Source organism: Janthinobacterium sp. GW821-FHT03C10 (genome assembly GCF_059420865.1).
The window spans coordinates 335,299-354,083 of sequence record NZ_JBWKUN010000003.1 but is presented as its reverse complement, the minus strand read 5'-3'; the positions used below and the strand labels follow the sequence as shown (position 1 = coordinate 354,083).

12 protein-coding genes are annotated in these 18,785 nt (G+C 66.8%); 5 read left to right on the top strand and 7 right to left on the bottom strand.

The window, feature by feature from the left end:
* The first annotated feature begins 45 nt into the window (after positions 1 to 45).
* Positions 46 to 1,650 (top strand): methyl-accepting chemotaxis protein, encoded by a 1,605-nt coding sequence (locus AC07VH_RS12780; RefSeq protein WP_475416209.1) that lies wholly within the window; start codon positions 46 to 48, stop codon positions 1,648 to 1,650.
* A gap of 16 nt (positions 1,651 to 1,666) precedes the next feature.
* On the opposite strand, the gene egtB is transcribed toward AC07VH_RS12780, so the two are convergent.
* Positions 1,667 to 2,911, bottom strand: coding sequence for an ergothioneine biosynthesis protein EgtB (egtB, locus tag AC07VH_RS12775; RefSeq protein WP_489627982.1), 1,245 nt, complete (start codon positions 2,909 to 2,911; stop codon positions 1,667 to 1,669).
* A 9-nt stretch (positions 2,912 to 2,920) separates the two neighbouring features.
* A complete protein-coding gene (gene egtD, locus AC07VH_RS12770) occupies positions 2,921 to 3,913 on the bottom strand; it encodes an L-histidine N(alpha)-methyltransferase (protein WP_475416211.1) in 993 nt (330 codons plus the stop codon).
* Between the two features lie 322 nt (positions 3,914 to 4,235).
* Between egtD and AC07VH_RS12765 the strand changes: the two genes are divergently transcribed.
* The 3 genes from AC07VH_RS12765 (at position 4,236) to AC07VH_RS12755 (ending at position 11,139) form a co-directional block, all read left to right on the top strand.
* The gene (locus tag AC07VH_RS12765) at positions 4,236 to 4,928 is read left to right on the top strand and encodes an ABC transporter ATP-binding protein (protein WP_289905495.1); all 693 of its coding nucleotides are present in this window, start codon (positions 4,236 to 4,238) and stop codon (positions 4,926 to 4,928) included.
* Between the two features lie 179 nt (positions 4,929 to 5,107).
* On the top strand, positions 5,108 to 5,395 hold the full coding sequence (locus AC07VH_RS12760) for a hypothetical protein (RefSeq protein WP_034757399.1): 288 nt from the start codon (positions 5,108 to 5,110) through the stop codon (positions 5,393 to 5,395).
* 266 nt (positions 5,396 to 5,661) lie between these two features.
* Positions 5,662 to 11,139 carry a CHAT domain-containing protein gene (locus AC07VH_RS12755; RefSeq protein WP_494788084.1) on the top strand — a complete coding sequence of 1,826 codons (5,478 nt, stop codon included), beginning with the start codon at positions 5,662 to 5,664 and terminating at the stop codon, positions 11,137 to 11,139.
* On the opposite strand, the gene AC07VH_RS12750 is transcribed toward AC07VH_RS12755, so the two are convergent.
* Positions 11,072 to 11,833, bottom strand: coding sequence for a GNAT family N-acetyltransferase (locus AC07VH_RS12750; protein WP_475416214.1), 762 nt, complete (start codon positions 11,831 to 11,833; stop codon positions 11,072 to 11,074). The genes AC07VH_RS12755 and AC07VH_RS12750 overlap by 68 nt on opposite strands.
* Before the next feature lie 145 nt (positions 11,834 to 11,978).
* On the opposite strand from AC07VH_RS12750, the gene AC07VH_RS12745 reads away from it, so the two are divergent.
* Positions 11,979 to 14,282, top strand: coding sequence for an FdhF/YdeP family oxidoreductase (locus tag AC07VH_RS12745; protein WP_494788083.1), 2,304 nt, complete (start codon positions 11,979 to 11,981; stop codon positions 14,280 to 14,282).
* On the opposite strand, the gene fdhD is transcribed toward AC07VH_RS12745, so the two are convergent.
* The 4 genes from fdhD to AC07VH_RS12725 all read right to left on the bottom strand — a co-directional run bounded on the left by fdhD (position 14,279) and on the right by AC07VH_RS12725 (position 18,655).
* A complete protein-coding gene (gene fdhD / locus AC07VH_RS12740; RefSeq protein ID WP_494788082.1) occupies positions 14,279 to 15,106 on the bottom strand; it encodes a formate dehydrogenase accessory sulfurtransferase FdhD in 828 nt (275 codons plus the stop codon). The two genes, AC07VH_RS12745 and fdhD, sit on opposite strands and share 4 nt — an antisense overlap.
* A 68-nt stretch (positions 15,107 to 15,174) precedes the next feature.
* Positions 15,175 to 15,858: a hypothetical protein gene (locus tag AC07VH_RS12735; protein ID WP_494788081.1), complete on the bottom strand. Its 684-nt coding sequence runs from the start codon at positions 15,856 to 15,858 to the stop codon at positions 15,175 to 15,177.
* 93 nt (positions 15,859 to 15,951) lie between these two features.
* Positions 15,952 to 17,409 carry a Ppx/GppA phosphatase family protein gene (locus AC07VH_RS12730; protein WP_475416218.1) on the bottom strand — a complete coding sequence of 486 codons (1,458 nt, stop codon included), beginning with the start codon at positions 17,407 to 17,409 and terminating at the stop codon, positions 15,952 to 15,954.
* 163 nt (positions 17,410 to 17,572) lie between these two features.
* The gene (locus AC07VH_RS12725) at positions 17,573 to 18,655 is read right to left on the bottom strand and encodes a calcium:cation antiporter (RefSeq protein WP_475416219.1); all 1,083 of its coding nucleotides are present in this window, start codon (positions 18,653 to 18,655) and stop codon (positions 17,573 to 17,575) included.
* Positions 18,656 to 18,785: the final 130 nt, after the last annotated feature.

The window sequence follows — 18,785 nt, the reverse complement described above, 5'->3', positions numbered from 1 at the left end:
AATAAGACCACCGGGGACAGATCATTAGCTACCGAGGGAATCAGTATGAAATTGACGGACATGAAGATAGGCGTGCGCCTGGGCGCCGGCTTTGGCGTGGTGCTGCTGCTGATGGCAGTGCTGGTGGGCACGGGCCTGTTCCGGCTGGACAAGATCGGCGCGCTCAGCGAAGCCATCATCGAAAAAGACTGGGCCAAGGCCGACGCCATCGCCACCATCCGCAGCACCACCCGTTCGAACGCGGCACTGGTGCTGGAGCTGTTCATCCATGAAGATCCGGCCCGCGCCAGCGCCATCCACGGCGAAATCGATGCCAACAAGGCCACCATCACCGATGCGCTGGCCATCCTCGACCGCCTGATCGTGCTGCCTGAAGGCAAGGAACTGCTGGCCACCCTGAAGCAGCAGCGCAAGGCCTATGTCGTCTCGTTCAGCCAGGCAGACAAGCTGCTGGTGGCGGGACAGCGCGCGGAAGCGGCCAAGCACGTGCGCGACGATACCCTGCCCGCCCTGAACCAGCTGCAAAAGACCGTCAATCGCCTGAACGAACTGCAGCGCGGCGTGGTCGTGCATGGCGGCCAGCAAATCCAGAGCAATATTTCCGCAGCGAATGTGCTGATGGCCAGCCTGGGCACGGCCGCCCTGCTGCTGGGCGTGCTCTTCGCCTGGTGGGTCACGCGTTCGATCACCACGCCGATCGCATATGCGCTGCGCGTGGCGCAAGCCGTGGCAGGAGGCGACTTGAGCAGCAAGATCGTGGCCGACGGCAAGGATGAAGCGGGCCAGCTGCTGCAGGCCTTGCGCGACATGAACACCAACCTGGCCACCCTGGTGGGCCAGGTGCGCGGCGGCACGGGCACGATTGCCGTGGCGTCGAGCCAGATCGCCAGCGGCAATGCCGACCTGTCGGCCCGCACCGAGGCGCAAGCGAGCGCGCTGGAAGAGACGGCCTCGTCGATGATCGAACTGACGGGCACCGTGCGCAGCAACAGCGACAATGCGCGCCAGGCCGACAGCCTGGCCCGCTCGGCCTCGGCCATCGCGCAGCGCGGCGGCTCGGCCATGGCGGAAGTGATCGGCACCATGGACGCCATCAATGCGTCGTCGCGCAAGATCGTCGACATCATCGCCGTCATCGACGGCATCGCTTTCCAGACGAACATCCTGGCCCTGAACGCGGCCGTGGAAGCGGCGCGTGCCGGCGAGCAGGGCCGCGGCTTTGCCGTCGTGGCGTCCGAAGTGCGTAACCTGGCGCAACGTTCGGCGGCGGCGGCAAAAGAGATCAAGGAACTCATTGCCGACTCCGTCACCCGCGTCGGCCAGGGCGCGCAGCTGGTCAGCCAGGCGGGCGCCACGATGGATGAAGTGGTGGCCAGCGTGGGACGGGTCAGCGCCATCGTCGGTGAAATCAGCGTCGCCAACCACGAGCAGAGCGAAGGCATCGAGCAGATCAATGCCGCCATCATGCAGATGGACCAGACGACGCAGCAGAATGCGGCCCTGGTCGAGGAAGCGGCCGCCGCGGCGGCAGCCATGCATGAACAGGCGGGCGAACTGGAAACCCTCGTCAGCCAGTTCAAGCTCGAGCAGAACGCCAGCGCCAAGGCACCGCCCCGCCCTGATGCGCCCGCCGTCCCGCGCCTGCACTAAGTTATTCCACCTTTGCTTATTCCACCTGGCGCGCCAGGCGGATGCCCGTAAATTGCCAGCGCGCGCCGGCCGGAAAGAAATTGCGGTAGCTGGCGCGCGCATGGCCGGCCGGCGTGGCGCACGACGAACCGCGCAGCACATACTGGTTCAGCATGAACTTGCCGTTGTATTCGCCCAGCGCCCCGGGCGCCGTTCGGTAGCCCGGATACGGCGCATAGCTGCTGCTGGTCCACTGCCAGCAATGGCCGAACATTTGCCGCAGTCCCGCTCCCGGCGCGCCGGCAGCCGGATGCAGCTGTCCCACTTGCATGTCGACGCCCTGCGCCGCCACTTCCCACTCCGCTTCCGTCGGCAGGCGCGCGCCGGCCCAGTGCGCATACGCGTCGGCCTCGAACAGCGACAAGTGCGTGGCCGGTGCCTGCGGGTCGAGCGGACGCAAGCCGGATAAAGTGAATTCCTGCCAGTGGCCCGCCTCGTCGCGCTGCCAGTACAGCGGGCAGGACAGCTGCTGCGTGCGGACCCAGTCCCAGCCTTCAGCCAGCCACCAATGCGCCATGCGGTAGCCGCCCGCTTCGATAAAGGCGAGAAATTCGCCATTCGTCACCAGCGCGCTGGCCAGTTCGAACGGCGCCACGTATTGCGGGTGGCGCGGCAATTCATTGTCGAAGCAAAAACCGTCGCCCGCGTGGCCGATCTGCGCCAGGCCGCCGTCGAAGGCGAGCCAGGCCGTGGGCTGCGCGTGTTCTTGCGCTGGCGCCACCGCGCCGTCGAGCGCATTGTCCAGGTAAGCGGGAAACAGCGCGCTCTGCGCCAGCAGGTGCTTGACGTCCGTCAACAGCAATTCCTGGTGCTGCTGCTCGTGTTCCAGGCCCAGCGCCAGCAGCATGGTCAGCCGTTCGCGCTCGGGCCGCGCCAGTTCCCCCGCCAGCAGGCGCGCGATGCGCGCATCGACGTTGGCCCGGTAGGCGCGCACCTGCGCCATGCCGGGGCGCGTCAGCAAGCCCCGCTGGGCGCGCGGGTGCTTCTCGCCCACGCCGTTGTAATACGAGTTGAACAGCACGCGGAAGGCCGGGTGGAATGGCGCGAACGCCGCCTCCATGCTTTCCAGGATAAACGTTTCGAAAAACCAGGTGGTATGCGCCAGGTGCCATTTGACGGGACTGGCGTCCGGCATCGACTGGGCGCCGCAATCCTCGTCGGACAGGGGTTCGGCCAGCCGCAGCGAGTGCTGGCGCACCTTGTTGTAATGATCGATCAGCATCGTGGCCTTTTAGTCCCGGATGACGCGCGCGTAGATGACTGCAAACCACTGCTGCGGGTCCGTCCAGACTTGCACGGTGGAAAACCCCGCCTGTTCCAGCAAGCCGACGAAGGCCGGGCGCGTGTATTTATAGCTGTCTTCTGTATGGATGCGCTCGCCTTTCGCGAAACGCCGCTGGCCACCTTTCCAGCGGACAAACTGCTCGCTGCGCGCCTCCAGGTGCATTTCCACGCGGTTCTCGTCGGCATTGAAAAAACCGTGGTGCCGCCATGCGCGCACGTCGAAGTCGGCGCCGATCAAGCCGTTCACGTGGCGCAGCATGTTCAGGTTGAAGGCGGCCGTGACGCCCAGCGCGTCGTCATAGGCGGCGTCGAGGATGGCCTCCTCCTTGATCAGGTCGATGCCGATCAGCAGGCCGCCATCGCCGTCCGCATTCGCGCGCAGGCGGCGCAGGAAGGCGGTCGCTTGTTCAGGCGAAAAATTGCCGATCGACGAGCCGGGATAGAAAAACAGGCGCCGCGCGTCACGCACGCTGTCGGGCAAGTCCAGGCGGCTGGAGAAATCCAGGCCCAGGCCCGTCATCTCGATGTGCGGGAAGCGCTGCTGCAGCCGGCTCAGCGATTCACTGAGGAAATCGTAGGAAATATCCACGGCCACGTACTGGGCCGGATGCAGCAGGGGGAACAGGCTGGCGGCCTTGGCGCAATTGCCCGCGCCCAGGTCGATCAGGGTGCTGCCCGGCCCCACGGCGTGGGCGATCTCGGCGCCGTGGCGGGCGAAGATGGCCGCCTCGGTGCGCGTCGGATAGTACTCGGGCAAGGCGCAGATGGCTTCGAACAGTTTCGAGCCCAGCGCGTCGTACAGGTACTTGGGCGAGGTCCAGGCATCGCGCGCCAGCAAGCCGCTGCTGATCTCGGCTATCGTGGCAGGAGTGGCGCTGGCCGCGCCGGCGTTGCTGGCGGGATACAAATCAGACTGCTGTTGCGCGAGTGGCATGGTCATGGGCTGGCGTCGTCAATGTTAGGTTCACGAAGGGCTTGCACGGTCAGCCACCGGGCGCGCCAACCCTGCCGTAGCGGTCTGCGGGCGCCTTGCCGATGACTTTTTCTCATCATAGCGGAATCCGCGCAAGCCAGCCGTGCGGCAGGTAACTTAAGGTCGAACAGCCGGCGTGCACACAAAATTGGTATTGCCAAGCAAAAAGGATAAGCCTGTCGTATACTACACATTGCCGGCCAAACAATCCGCGCCCCTTTGCAGTTCCCAGGCCCCCCTCTCCCCCGCGTGCCTCCCTTTACGATAGCCGTTATTAATCAAGATCACCATGCTCGAATTGCGCCATCTGTCGAAGTCCTATGCCAATGCCCGTCCCGTGCTGGCGAATATTTCCTGCCGCTTCAAGGCGGGGGAATTCATCGCCATCATGGGCGATTCGGGCGTGGGCAAATCGACCTTGCTGAACCTGATCGCCGGCCTCGACACGCCCGATGCGGGTGCCGAAGCGCACCCTATCCTGGTGGACGGCATTGCCATGTCCAGCCTCGATGACGCCGCCGCCACCCGGCTGCGTCGCGCCCGCATGGGCTTTATCTTCCAGGCGTTCCACGTCTTGCCGCACCTGACCCTGCTGCAAAACGTGGCCCTGCCGCTGCTGCTCAACGGACTGCCCCAGGAGCGTGCCGCCAGCATGCTCGAGGCCGTCGGCCTGGGCGGACGCGGCGGCGACTTTCCACAGCAATTGTCGGGCGGCGAAATGCAGCGCGTGGCCATCGCCCGCGCGCTCGTGCACAAGCCGGCGCTGGTGCTGGCCGACGAGCCCACCGGCAACCTCGACCCGGACACGGCGCACGGCATCCTGCAATTGCTGCGCGCCGAAATCAAGGCCAACGGCAGCTGCGCGATCATGGTCACGCATTCGCTGGCCGCCGCCGAAATGGCGGACCGGACCATGATCCTGACGAAAAGCGGCTTACAAAATACAACAATCGTCAACCAAATTGATCAAACAATCAGTTAATTTAACTGACCATCTGTCACAAGTTTTGTTATCGTAGTATTATTGAAAACACTTGCCTGGTTATCAATGTTGTAACGCGAATGTTGTCACGTCACCCAGACAGCCGTACTGCGATGACGAACTATAGCCGGGACCATAGAAAGTGGTCTCGTCCCTTGCATAACCTGAAGGAGGAGTAAATGAACGTTCGGCAAAAGAAGCTGGAAATGATTGAAGCGATGAACCGGGCGCGCGCGCTCGAACCATCGAGTTTTGTGCCCAACAAGCTGCTCGATACGCTGATCGAGAAGTTGAACTTGAAAAATGATGCGGAACTGTGCCGTGTCCTGGAAGTTCAGCCTCCCATCATCAGCAAGATTCGACACGGCAAACTGTCGGTCGGTGCAACGATTTTATTGCGCATGCATGAAAAATCGGACATCACCATCCGCGAACTGAAAGAACTGTCCGCCACGCCAGTCCATTGAAGCACCCGCTGTTGTAATGCCATGCCAGGCACCCAGGTCCCCGGCGCCATGAACTTTTGCCATACAATTCGCGTAGTTCGCTCACCGCACACCATCCGCGCACGATAGCGAAGAGACCCAGCCCAAACCATGCTGACCGTTTCTCTGCCCTGCCGCTCCAGCCCTCCCAGCATCTCCCCCTGCATTTCCACTCAAACTTGATCTGACACAACACGCGTCGTCCCCGCAGGCATCAAGGTCAGCTTTTAACCAGTGATCTCAACCGCATGTCCAGCGATTCCCTTGCGCCGCCCGTGCTGCGCCTGACGCTCACGCGCGATCCCCTCGCCAGCGCCGGCGACTGCCCCGCCGCGCCCGGCTGGGATGGCCAGACCCACGTGCTGTCGAGCGCGCGCGGCATCGGCAGCTGCCGCATCGCCCTCGATATCGGCCCGGCCGACGTGGTGCAACTGCTGCTGTGCGACGGCAGCTCGCTGCTGGCCAGCAGCGCCGACCTGCCACGCTACTTGGGGCCGGCCACGCTGGCGCGCGACGGCGCGCCCGCCAGCATCGAAGTGGGGCTGGCCCTGCGCCCGCAGGCGGCGCGCCCGCCGCCCGGCGCCAGCCGCGACGGCCTGGGCGCCTGGATGCTGCGGGCCGTGCGCGTGTACCGCTGCGGCGCCGCCGCCATGACGGCGCTGGCGGCGGCGGGCGCCTTCCAGGACCGCCAACTGGAACAACGGCTGGGACTGTACCGCTGCGGCATCGAGGCGGGCAGCATGACGGCCGTCGCCAGCCTGCCCGCCGGGCCGGAACCGGTGCTGCTGCTGTTGCACGGCACGGCCTCGTCGACCCAGCGCAGCTTTGCCGGCCTGTGGCGCAACGGCCTGGCGCCGCAGCTGGCGGCGCAGTACGGCAACCGCATCTACGGCTACGAACACCGCAGCCTCAGCGACAGCCCCATCGAGAACGCGCTGGCCCTCGTGCGCCAGGTGCCGCACGGCGCCGTGCTGCACCTGCTGACGCATTCGCGCGGCGGCCTGGTGGGCGAATTGCTGGCCCGGGCGCAGCGCATCGACAGCCGCGGCGCCGTCGACCTGGCCGGCGACGGCCTGGAACGGCTGAGCGAAAACACGGTGGGCGGCGAAGCGTTCAACAGCCACGATATCGAGCACTTCACGGCGCAGGGGCGGCTGCGCGGACGCGGCGGCCACGAAGCGGATGCGGCGCGTTTGCGCGAATTGAGCGTGGAACTGAAAACGCGCGCCATCCGCATAGCCCGCTTCGTGCGCGTGGCTTGCCCCGCGCGCGGCACCACCCTGATGTCGGGCCGGCTCGACCGCTGGGCCAGCGTGATGTTCAACCTGCTGCTGCACGGCGGCGTTCCCGATGGCGCCATGGCCTTCCTGCTGGCCGTGGTGCAGCAGCGCTGCGACGCGCGCATCCTGCCGGGACTGGAAGCGATGATGCCCGACTCGCCCCTGGTGGCGCTGCTCAACGCGCCCGACGTGCGCGTGGCCAGCCCGCTGCACGTGCTGGCCGGCGCATGCAGCGGCGATGGCCTGCTGGGCTGGCTGGGCGACTGCCTCGACGACCAGCTGTACGGCGGGCAGAACGACCTGGTGGTCAACTGCGCCTCGATGGCCGGCGGCGCCACGCGCACCACGCCCGTGCGGCAACTGCTGCTGCGCGGGCCGCACACGCACCACCTGAACTACTTCGAGCGCGCGCCTTCCAGTCAGGCCGCCATGCAGGCGCTCGCCGGCGACGAGAGCGCCTACCTGCCGCTGCCCGGCATCGAGCACGGCCCGCTGGCGCGCGGCGGCGAAGTGCCGAAACGGCGCGCGCACGCGCCCATCGTGCTGCTGCTGCCCGACATCATGGGCAGCCACCTGCAAGTGGGCAGCAACCGCATCTGGTTCGACCCCGTCAACCTGGTCGAAGGGCGCATCGAACGCCTGGCCGTGGGCCAGCCGCACATCGTCAGCGCCGGCTGGCTCGAGTCCTGCTATGAGCCGTTCGCCCGCTTTCTCGCGCAAAGCCAGGAAGTGCGGCCCTTTACCTATGACTGGCGCTTGTCGCTGCAGGAGTCGTGCCGCGCCTTCCTGCCCGTGCTCGAAGACGCCATGCGCGACGCCGAAGAGCGCGGCCAGCCCTTGCGCATCGTCGCCCACGGCATGGGCGGGCTGGTGGCGCGCCTGGCCCTGAAGGACCGCTGGCAACGCTTCGGCGCCCTGCCCGGCAGCCGCCTGCTGCAGGTGGGCACGGCCAACCGGGGCACGCTGGCGATGGTGCAAGTGCTGCTGGGACGCGACCGGCTGGTGCAGATGCTGGCCTGCTGGATAGGCTGGAAGCACACGCGGCGCCAGTTTCTCGGCTTCGTGCGCGCCTTTCCCGGCGTGCTCGACATGCTGCCGTGGCCGCAGGCGGGCGGCATCGATTATTTCGACGCGGGCGCCTGGGCGCAGCTGGCCGCCGGCGACGCGCAAGCGGGCCTGCCCGGCGGCTGGCAGGCCCCCGAGGCGCCGGCGCTGGCCGCGGCGCGCGCCACCGTGGCCTTGCTGGAAGCGGCCCCGCTCGATGCCCGCCTTTGCAGCTACCTGGCCGGCTGCGCCGACACGCCGGTGGCGCTGCGCCTGCGCGACGGCGGCATCGAGACGGCCTGGTCGCCGGACGGCGATGGCCGCACGGCCTGGCAAGGCGCGGTGCCGGACGGCGTGGCGGCCTGCTACCTGCCGGTGGCGCATGGCGACCTGCTGCTGCAAAAGGAATACTACCCGGCCATCGCGCAGCTGCTCGACGGCGGCCAGGGCGCCGCCCTGCCCCGGCACCCGCCGCACGTGCCTGGCGGCGCCCCGCCCCGCTTCCATCCGTATGCGCCCGACGCCACGCCGCTGTACCCGCAGCCGCAGGAACTGCTCGACGCGGCCATCGGCGCCGCCGGCCCCGCCAGCGCGCCGGAAAGCCGCGCGCCGCAGCTGAGCCTATCCGTCATCCACGGCAGCATGGCCTCGGCCGATGCGCCCGTCATGAGCGGCTGCTACGCGTCCGAATCGCTGCGCGGCAGCATGAGTTTTCTCGACCGTCTGCTGGCGGGCAAGCTGCAGGAAATCCACGCGCTGGGACGCTTTCCGCAGCGCCCCGACTCTGCCCTGGTGGTGCTGCAGCCCGATGCGGCGCGCCGGCCCGGCGGCGCCATCGTCATCGGCCTGGGCGCGCTGGGCGAGCTGACGCCGGGCGAACTGGCGCGCGCCTTTGCCGGCGGCCTGCTCGAATACGCGTGCGTCTGCCTGCAGGTGCGCGCCGCCGGCCACGTGGCCGCGCCGCCGATGGGAGACCACGGCTTGCGCGTGGCCAGCCTGTTGTCCGGTTCCGGCTACGGCGGCTTGAGCATCGCCCTGTGCGCGCGGGCCCTGATCGACGGCGCGCGCAGCGCCAACCGGCGCCTGGAAGACGCGGGCATGGCGTGCCGCATCGGCCACATCGCCATCTATGAACAGTCCGAGGCGCGCGCCATCGCCGCCGCCGTGGCCATCGAGCAGATCATGGCCGAAGCGCGCTACCAGGGCAGCTTCACGTTCGAACGGCGCATCCGCCACAGTCCCGGCGGCTACCGGCGCATCCTGCCCAGCCTGAGCGGCGACAACGGCTGGCGCCGCGTGCAGATCGTCGCCGCCGACCTGTCCGGCGCCCTGCGCTTCACCGTGCTGACGGACCGCGCCCACAACAGCGTCGACGAAGAGCCGAACCAGCGGCAGGCCGTCGATGGCCTGATCATGGATGCCACCGACAACACCACCGACCAGCCGGGCCTGTCGCGCGCACTGTACGAACTGATGCTGCCCAATGGCCTGAAGGCGGCCATCCCCGAGATGCGCGGCCTGATCCTGGCCGTCGACCAGAGCGCCGCCATCTACCCGTGGGAGCTGATGCGCGACGAGGCGGGCAGCGAGGAAAGCCCACTGTCGACGCGCATCGGCATGGTGCGCCAGCTGGCCAGCCTGCGCGAGAAGCCGCCCGCCGTCAGCCCGCCCAGCAACAGCGTGCTGGTGATCGGCGACACCGATTCCGGCCTGCCCGAGCTGCCCGCCGCGCAGGCCGAGGCGCAGGACGTGGCGCGCATGTTCGGCGCGTACGGCTACCAGGTGCGCGAGCTGCTGCGCCCGCAGGCGCAGCGCGTGCTGGTGCACCTGTTCGACGAGCGCTATTTCGCCATCCACCTGGCCGGCCACGGCGAAGTGGCCGGCCCCGGCATCGCGCATACGGGCCTGGTGCTGGGACCGAAGACGCGGCTGACGGCGGCGCAGGTGGGGAAATTGAAACGCGTGCCGCAATTCGTCTTCATCAATTGCTGCCACCTGGGCGACATGCGCCCGGACGCCATCGCGCCATGGTCGAAACTGGCCGCCAGCCTGGCCACTGCCTTCATTGAAATGGGCTCGCAAGCCGTGATCGCGGCCGGCTGGCGCATCGACGACCAGGCGGCCAGCATCTTCGCGCATAGCTTTTACCACGCCATGCTGAGCGGCGAATACTTCGGCGACGCCGTGCGCCTGGCGCGCGAGGCGGCGTATCTGCAATTCCCCGCCTCGAACACCTGGGGCGCCTACCAGGCGTACGGCGACGACCGCTACCGCTTTCCCAACACCCAGAGCCGGCCCTGGCAAGCGCCCGACTATCACTACCACGGCCACCTGCTGGCCGACCTGGAAACCCTGCACGCGCGCCTGGCGGGCGCCGATGCGGGGCGCCGCGCATCCATCGAGGAAAAGCTGGGCAGCATCGAGGAAGCCGTGCGCGCGCGCTTCTTCGGCTGCGCCGACATCCGCGAAAACATGGCCGCCACGCGCGCCGGCCTGGGGGGACTGGAGAACACCCTGCGCGCCATCGAACATTACCGGGCGGCGCACAGCGCGGCCGACGGCAAGGTGGGCTTGCGCGCGCTGGCGCACTGGGCGGAACTGGAGATACGCCAGGGCGCGGCCCTGTGCGGCATCGATGCGGGCGAAGGCATCGAGATGCCTGCCGTGCCCGACCCGGCCCAGGGACGCCAGCTGCTGCAGGATGGAAAACAGCATATCGACCTGCTGGTGGCGCTGGCGCCCACGGCGCAGCGCCTGGCGCTGCTGGGACGCTACTGGGCCTTGCAGGCGCGCCTGGCCTGCCGCGCGGGAAACTCCGGCGCGCCGGCCCTGCGCGCCATGACGGACGCCTGCCTGGCCGCGCTGGAAGAAGCGCGGCGGCGCAGCGGCGCGGCCGACTGCGACCTGATTTTCCAGGTGCTGGCAGGCGCGCTGCTGCTGAAAACCCATGGCGACGGCGGCGCCTGGCGCGCGCTCGATCCGCAGCTGGGCGACTTGCTGCACGACGCCATCGCCTATGCGCGCCAGCGCCATGCGGACGAACACCGCGCCATCGATGCCGGCGCCCCCGTGCGCGCCGCCCTGCTGGCGGCCCTGTGGCAGGTGCCGGACGGCCCGCCCTTCGACGCGCCCGCGCGCGCCGCCTTCCTGGCGCTGTACCACGACGCCGTGCGGCGCCACGGCAGCATCGGCGAACCCGAAACGATCACGGCGCCGCTGCGCTTCCTGCTCGAACTGCTGCCGCCCGACGGCGCGGACACCGGCTTGCGCAGCGCCGTGCAGGCGCTGGCCAGCCAGCTGCAAGCCTCGCTGCCCTGCGTGAACCCTGGCAGCCTTAGCCTGGCGCCACCCCGTAATGGCGCGCATAGCGCTCGTCCAGATTCGCCAGCGGCATCATCATGAACATGTCGGCGCTTTCGAAATCGGGGTCCCAGGCCGGTTCGCCGCAAATCCAGGCGCCCGAACGCAGGTAGCCCTTGATCAGCGGCGGCACCTGCGGCTTGTGCGCCGCTTCCACCTGGTGGATGGGGAAAGGCAGGTGCGGCGTGACGCGGTACTCGCTTGGGGCCATGTGCTTTTCGGCCAGCGCCTGGTACACGGCGACGGCGTTATGGCCGCCGTCGGCCAGGCTGATGCTGGCGCAGCCGACCAGGTAGTCGCAGCGCTCGCGGCGCATGTACTCGGCCAGGCCCGACCACAACAGCATGATCACGCTGCCGCCCCGGTATTTCGGGTGGATGCAGGCGCGGCCCGCTTCGACCATGCGGCCGCGCAGGTTCTTCAGGCGGCTCAGGTCGAATTCGTTTTCCGAGTACAGCCGGCCGATCTTGGCCGCCTTGGCCGCGCTCAGCACGCGGTAGGTGCCCACCACCTTCAGGGTATCGGCATCGCGCACGATCAGGTGATCGCAGTGCGCGTCGAATTCATCGCTGTCGAGGCCATCGGCGTTCGCCAGCGAGCTCAATCCCATGGTCTCGATAAACACCTTGTAACGCAAACGCTGGACTTCGCGCAATTCCGCCGCTGTAGTGGCCTGGCTCAGCACCAGTTGGACCGGCCGGGCCTTGGCTTCGTTTGATGCGATTATGTTTTGCATGGTTTCACCCCCTGTGATCAAGACGACTCCAGCGTACTTGTCTAATATGTCAAGAAAATGACAGCCGAATGTCATTTCCATGACGCAAGTCAATGCCATGCGGGGATCGTGCATAATTACCACACTCCCCTACAGGAAAGCCACGATGGACGATCACGAAGCGCCCCGCATCACCCCCTATGCCAAGCCTGCCGCCGGCTGGGACGCCCTGAAACACGTGGCCATCAGCCTGCGCCAGGAGCGGGTCGCGCCCGGCAATCTGAAGGCGCTGCTGGCGCAAAACCAGCCGGACGGCTTCGATTGCCCCGGCTGCGCCTGGCCCGACCGCAACCACGCTTCCACCTTCGCCTTTTGCGAAAACGGCGCCAAGGCCGTCGCCGCCGAAGCGACCAGCCGCCGCGCCGGCCCGGAGCTGTTCGCCAGCCACACCGTCACGCAGCTGCTGGAACAATCGGACTACGCGCTCGAGCAGCACGGCCGCCTGACCGAACCGATGGTGTACGACGCCGCCAGCGACCGCTACGTGCCCATTGCCTGGGAAGACGCCTACGCCCTCGTGGGGCGCCACCTGCGCGCCCTGCCCGATGCCAACCAGGCCGCGTTCTACACCTCGGGCCGCGCCAGCAATGAGGCGGCATTTTTGTACCAGCTGATGGCGCGCCTGTACGGCACCAATAACTTCCCCGACTGCTCCAACATGTGCCACGAGGCGACCAGCCGCGGCTTGCCGGCCACCGTCGGCATCGGCAAGGGCACGGTGACCCTGGCCGACTTCGAACTGGCCGACACCATCCTCATCTTCGGCCAGAATCCCGCCACCAACCATCCGCGCATGCTGGGCGAACTGCGCGAGTGCGCGCGCCGCGGCGGCAGCATCGTTTCCATCAATCCCCTGCGCGAGCGGGGCTTGCAGCGCTTCATGGACCCGCAAAGCGCGCTGGAAATGGCGACCCTGGGCAGCACGCGCCTGGCCGGCCTGTTCGTCCAACCCACCCTGGGCGGAGATTTCGCCCTGATCAAGGCCGTCGCCAAGCGCGTCGTCGAGCATGACGACGCGGCGCAGGCGGCCGGCAGGCCCGCCGTCATCGACCACGCCTTCATTCTTGAACACTGCAGCGGCTTCGACGCCTTCCGCGACGACCTGCGCGCAGAGAATTGGCAACTGCTCGTGACGGAATCGGGCGTGGCGCGCGCGCAGATCGAGGCATTGACGGACATTGTCGTCAAGGGCCGGCGCATCATCGCCACCTGGGGCATGGGCCTGACGCAGCACAAGCACAGCGTGGCGGCCATCCGCATGCTGTCGAACCTGATGATGCTGCGCGGGCAGATCGGCAAGCCGGGCGCCGGATTATGTCCCGTGCGCGGCCACTCCAACGTGCAGGGCGACCGCACGGTGGGCATCGAGGAAAAGCCGACAACCGCCTTCCTCGACCGCCTGGGCCAGGTGTACGGCTTTGCTCCGCCGCGCGCTCACGGCCACGACGTGGTGGCCACCATCGAAGCCATGCGGCGCGGCGACGTCAAGGTCTTCATCGCGCTGGGCGGCAATTTCGCCGCCGCCACGCCGGACACGCCACTGACCTTTGCCGCGCTGCGCCAGTGCGCGCTGACGGTGCAGGTGGCCACCAAGCTCAATCGCAGCCACCTGGTCATCGGCAGGGAAGCCCTGCTGCTGCCCACCCTGGGCCGCACGGAGATCGACCTGCAGCACGGCGTGGCGCAGGGCGTGACGGTGGAAGACTCGATGAGCATGGTGCATATCTCGTACGGCCGCAATGCGCCCGCCTCGCCGCAGCTGCGCTCGGAAGTGGCCATCGTGGCCGGCATGGCCGAAGCGGCGGTGGGCAGCGGCCTGGTGGACTGGCGCGCGTACGCGGCCGACTATGCGCGCATCCGCGACGATATCGAAAAGGTATTCGACGATTTTTACGACTACAACGCCAGGGTGGCGCGGCCGGGCGGTTTTCATCTGACGGTGGCCTCGCGCGAACGCGTGTGGAAGACGGCCAGCGGCAAGGCCAGCTTCCTCGTCGCCCCGCTGGACCTCGACACGCCGCTGCACCGCGCCCGCGCGCGCCATGGCGAACGCCTGATGGTCTTGATGAGCACGCGTTCGCACGACCAGTACAACACCACCATCTACGGCATGGATGACCGCTACCGGGGCGTGTACGGCACGCGCAAGGTGGTCTTCGCCAACAAGGAAGATATCGCCATGCTGGGTTTTGCGGATGGCGAGCTGGTGGACTTGATCGGGGCCTGGGACGACGGCGTGGCGCGCCGCGTCGACGGTTTCCGGCTGGTCGCCTACGACATCCCGCGCGGCTGCATGGGCGCGTATTTTCCGGAAACGAATGCGCTGGTGCCGCTGGCCAGCACGGCCGACGGCGCGGGCACGCCCACATCGAAATCCGTGCCGGTGCTGCTGCAGCGTTCTGCTGCTTAGATGCTGATGCCGGGCGTGTAATCGACGAAGGCATCCTGACGGCAGAATCCCACCAGCTTCATGCCCGCCTGCGTGGCGATGGAAATGGCCAGCGAACTGGGGGCAGAAATCGTCGCCAGCAAGGGAATCTGCATGCGCGCCGCCTTGCGCGCCAGCTCGTAGCTGCCACGGCTGGACAGGAAGACGAAGCCGCGCCGCATGTCGATATCGTGCAGCGCCAGGTAGCCAATCAGCTTGTCGAGACCATTGTGCCGGCCGACATCCTCGAACACATGCGCGATGTCGCCCTCGGGCGTGCACCACGCGGCCGCGTGCACGCCGCCCGTTTCCCGCATCAGCGCCTGGTGTTCGCGCAAGCCAGCGGATGCGCGCGCCAGTGCGGCGGGCAAGTCGACGCGGATCAGGGATGGCGGCAGCGCCGCGGGCCGCAAATCGAGCATGTCGATGCTGTCGATGCCGCACACGCCGCAGCCCGTGCGACCCGTCAGCTGGCGGCGCCGGTCCTTCAGGCGCACGAAATCCTCCTGCGCGATGGTCAAGGCCACTTCGGCGGAGTCGGGACGCAGGAACACGTCGCAATCGAAGATGGCAGCGGCGGAAGCGACCACGCCTTCCGTCAGCGCGAAGCCATACGCAAATGCTTCCAGGTCGCGCGGCGTGGCCATCATGACGACGTGGGAAATGCCATTGAAGACCAGCGCGACGGGGATTTCCTCGGCGACGTGGTCGATGGCGGCAGTGGATTCGCCCGCGCGGTGGCGGACGATGGAACGCTCGACGAAGCCGGCGCGTTCGGTATTGGTATCTTCTGACATGGCAACCATGGGGGAACTATCACAGGCCCCATGGTAAACCAGAACGGCCAGGCAGGGGGCGGCCCCCGCCCGCGCCATCAATCCTTCTTCGGACGGCCCGTTTTCAGCTGCGGCAAGCCGGCCAGCACGTTTTGCAGCGTGGCCAGGTCGATCTGGCTGATCAGCGCCACGCCGATGCGCAGCAATTCGCTTTTCTTGATCTCGAAACCGGCCTTCAGGCAGGCTTTTTTCACCTGGCCCAGGACTTCGTACTCCGCTTCCGGCATGGTGAAGCTGTCGCGCACCAGTTTCGGCTTGCGGGCTTTTTCCTTGACGGCGGCGACCTTGGCTGCCGGCGCTTTTTTCGCTGGCGCAGGCTTGGCGGCCGCCTTGGCCACGGGCTTGACGGCGATTTTCGCTGCCGGCTTGGCGGCGGGCTTCGCAGCCGGCTTGGCAACGGCTTTTACCGCCGCCTTGGCGACCGGCTTGGCAGCGGCTTTGGCCACAGGTTTGGCAACGACGGCCTTGGCCGCCGGCTTGGCGGCAGGCGCCTTGGCGGCGGCGGGCTTGGCGGCGACAGGTTTCACCGCCGCCGGTTTCGCAGCGACGGGCTTGACGGCCACTGGCTTGACGGCGGCCTTGGCCACCGGCTTGGCTGCCGGCTTCGCGGCAGGCTTGGCGGCCGGTGCGGCCTTGGCCGCTGCCGCATTGATCGATGCGCTGGTCGGGAACATCGATACGGGCGCGCTGTCGGCCTTTTTCGCCGGGACGGTTTTGGTCATGGATTCTCCAATCTGGTAAATAATATAAACAATATATACTGTTTTTTTAAATCTTGCTTGCGGTACATCAAGTCATGCGCATGTCATGCCCCACTACGCACTGGCGCGGATGGTGAAATCGACCCCGACCTCGTCCCAGAATTCCTGCTCCTTCTCGATCCAGAACGACACGGTGGGATGGTGCGCCACCCAGCCGCGCTTGATGTCGAGTTCGATGCGGCTCTTCATGCGCAGGCGCAGTTCGCTGAAGTCGGCCTCGATGCGCGCATGCATGAGCAGAATCGACAGGCGCAGCGCCAGCACGGCCTTGGCGAAATCGGGGTCGGACAGCACTTCGCCGATCTTGCGCAAGTTGCCCTTCTGCGCCAGGATCAAGCGGCTCATGGTCTTCTGTTCGCGCGTTGTAAAGCCGGGCAAGTCCGCGTTTTCCACGATATAGGAAGCATGCTTGTGATAACCCGTCTGCGACACGGCCAGCCCCACCTCGTGCAGCAGGCTGCTCCAGCGCAGGCATTTCACCAGGGCGTCGGACGTGGGCTTGAGCTGCGCGTACATGGCCAGCGCCTGCTCGGCCACCCGGCCGGCGCGCTGCTGGTCGATATGGAATTTCTCCATGCAGCCCTGCACCGACTGTTCGCGGCGGTCGCGCTTGGTCGAACGCAGGTACAGGTCCCACATCACGCCCATGCGCAGGCCCGCCTCGATCGGCGTCATGGCGGGAATCGCCAGTTCGCGGAACAGGCCGATCAAGATGGCCAGGCCGCCGACGATGGTGCTGGCGCGGTCGGGGCGCAAGCCTGGCATGTCGATGCGGCTGGTGTGACCGAGTTCGATGAAGCGGCGCGCCAGCGCATCGAGGCTGACGCTGGTGAGCAAGCCGTCGCCCAGCTTGTTGCGGGCGATGATGTCGGCGATCGTGCGGATGGTGCCGGAAGAGCCGTAGGCCGTCTTCCAGTGCTGCGGGCGGTACGGCGGGGCGGCATCCTCGAAATGGCTGCGCGCCGACAGGATGGCCGCCTCGAACGACGGCGCGTCGATGCGCCCGCCGATGAAGAACGACAGGCTTTGCTTGACCGTGCCCAGGCTGAAGGATTCCACGCGTTCGATATCGTTGCCGCGCCCCAGTATCAGTTCGGTCGAACCGCCGCCGATATCCATCACCAGCCGGCGTTCGCCGGGAATCGCCAGCGCATTGGCCACGCCCATGTAGATCAGGCGGCCCTCTTCCTCGCCCGAGATGATCTCGATCGGGTAGCCGATGGCTTGCTCGGCCAGCGGCAGGAAGACGGCGCCGTTGCGCGCCACGCGCATGGCCGACGTGGCCACCACGCGCACGGCATCGAGTTCGAAGCCGGCGAGGATGGCGCGAAAGCGCTGCAGGCAGGCCAGCGCACCCTGCATGGCCGCCTCGGTCAGGTCGCCATTGGCGTCCAGGCCGGCGGCCAGGCGTATCGGGTCGCGCACGCTCTTGACCACGCGGATGGTGTCGCCATCATGCTTGCCGACGTGTAAACGAAAACTGTTGGACCCCAGGTCCACCGCTGCATACATACTGGCCTCTTGTCTTGTCATTACTGTGCCAACTGAAAAAGTTGGCAAATTCAGTTGCTAAACTATATAAATCATTTAAACGATTTAAAAATCCTACCACACTACCCTCATCGTATGACAGCGGCGTGACAGGATTGTGACAAAACGGCAGTTGTGCGGCGGCTTACGGCACGATGGTAGTAAAGAGATACACGGCGAAAATTACCAGGTGCACCGTCCCCTGCATGACCGTGGTGCGGCCCGTGCCCAGCGACAGGGTAGCCACCATCAGCGACAGCAGCAACAGCACCGTCGACTTGATATCGAGTCCCAGCGTAATCGTCAGGCCCGTGGCCAGCGACACCACCACCACGGCGGGGATCGTCAGGCCGATGCTGGCCAGCGCGGAGCCGAGCGCCAGGTTCAAGCTCGTTTGCAGGCGATTCGCGCGCGCGGCGCGCACGGCAGCCAGGCCTTCGGGCAGCAGCACGATGGCGGCGATGACGATGCCGACCAGGGTTTTCGGCGCCCCCATGGCGGCAATCGCCGTCTCCAGCGCGGGCGCCAGCGACTTGGCCAGCAACACCACGGCGCCCAGGCACACCAGCAGTGCGCCGGCGCTGACCCAGGCGACGGCGGGCGTGGGCGGCGCCGCATGCACCTCTTCGTCGCCGACGGCTTCCTTGGGCAGGAAGTAGTCGCGGTGGCGCACCGTCTGCACCAGCACGAAAGTGCCGTACAGGACCAGCGAGATGACGGCGATGAAAATGAGCTGACTGGAATTGTAGTACGGGCCGGCGGCGCTCGAGGTGTAGTTCGGCAGCACCAGGGTCAGGATGGCGATCGCCGCCAGGGTGGCCAGCGACGCGCTCACGCCCAGCAGGCCGAAGGTCTGCTCGCGGTGGCGCCCGGCGCCCAGCAGCAGGCAGATGCCGACGATGCCGTTCAAAATGATCATGATGGCGGCAAACACGGTGTCGCGCGCCAGCCCCGTCGTTTCCGGCCCGCCGGCCAGCATCAGCGAGACGATCAGTGCCACCTCGATCAGGGTCACGGCCAGCGCCAGCACCAGGGTGCCGTACGGTTCGCCGATGCGGTGCGCCACCACTTCCGCGTGGTACACGGCGGCCAGCACGCTGCCGATCAGGCCAGCCACCAGCAGGATCTGATAGGCGCCGCCGACGTTGAAGGTGGAACCGAACAGGAACAGCCAGCCGGCAAGCGGGGCGGCAAGCGGCCAAACAGGCAGGGATTTGAGCATTTTCATTATGGGCCTGGCAAGAGTAAAAAAGGGGAACTGCGGTGCGGACGACAAGAGGGGCCCTAAGCAACCCCACAGCATAACTTGCTTAGCTTAAATGAAAGTTAGGGAATACACATTTCGGGTGCCGGCGACC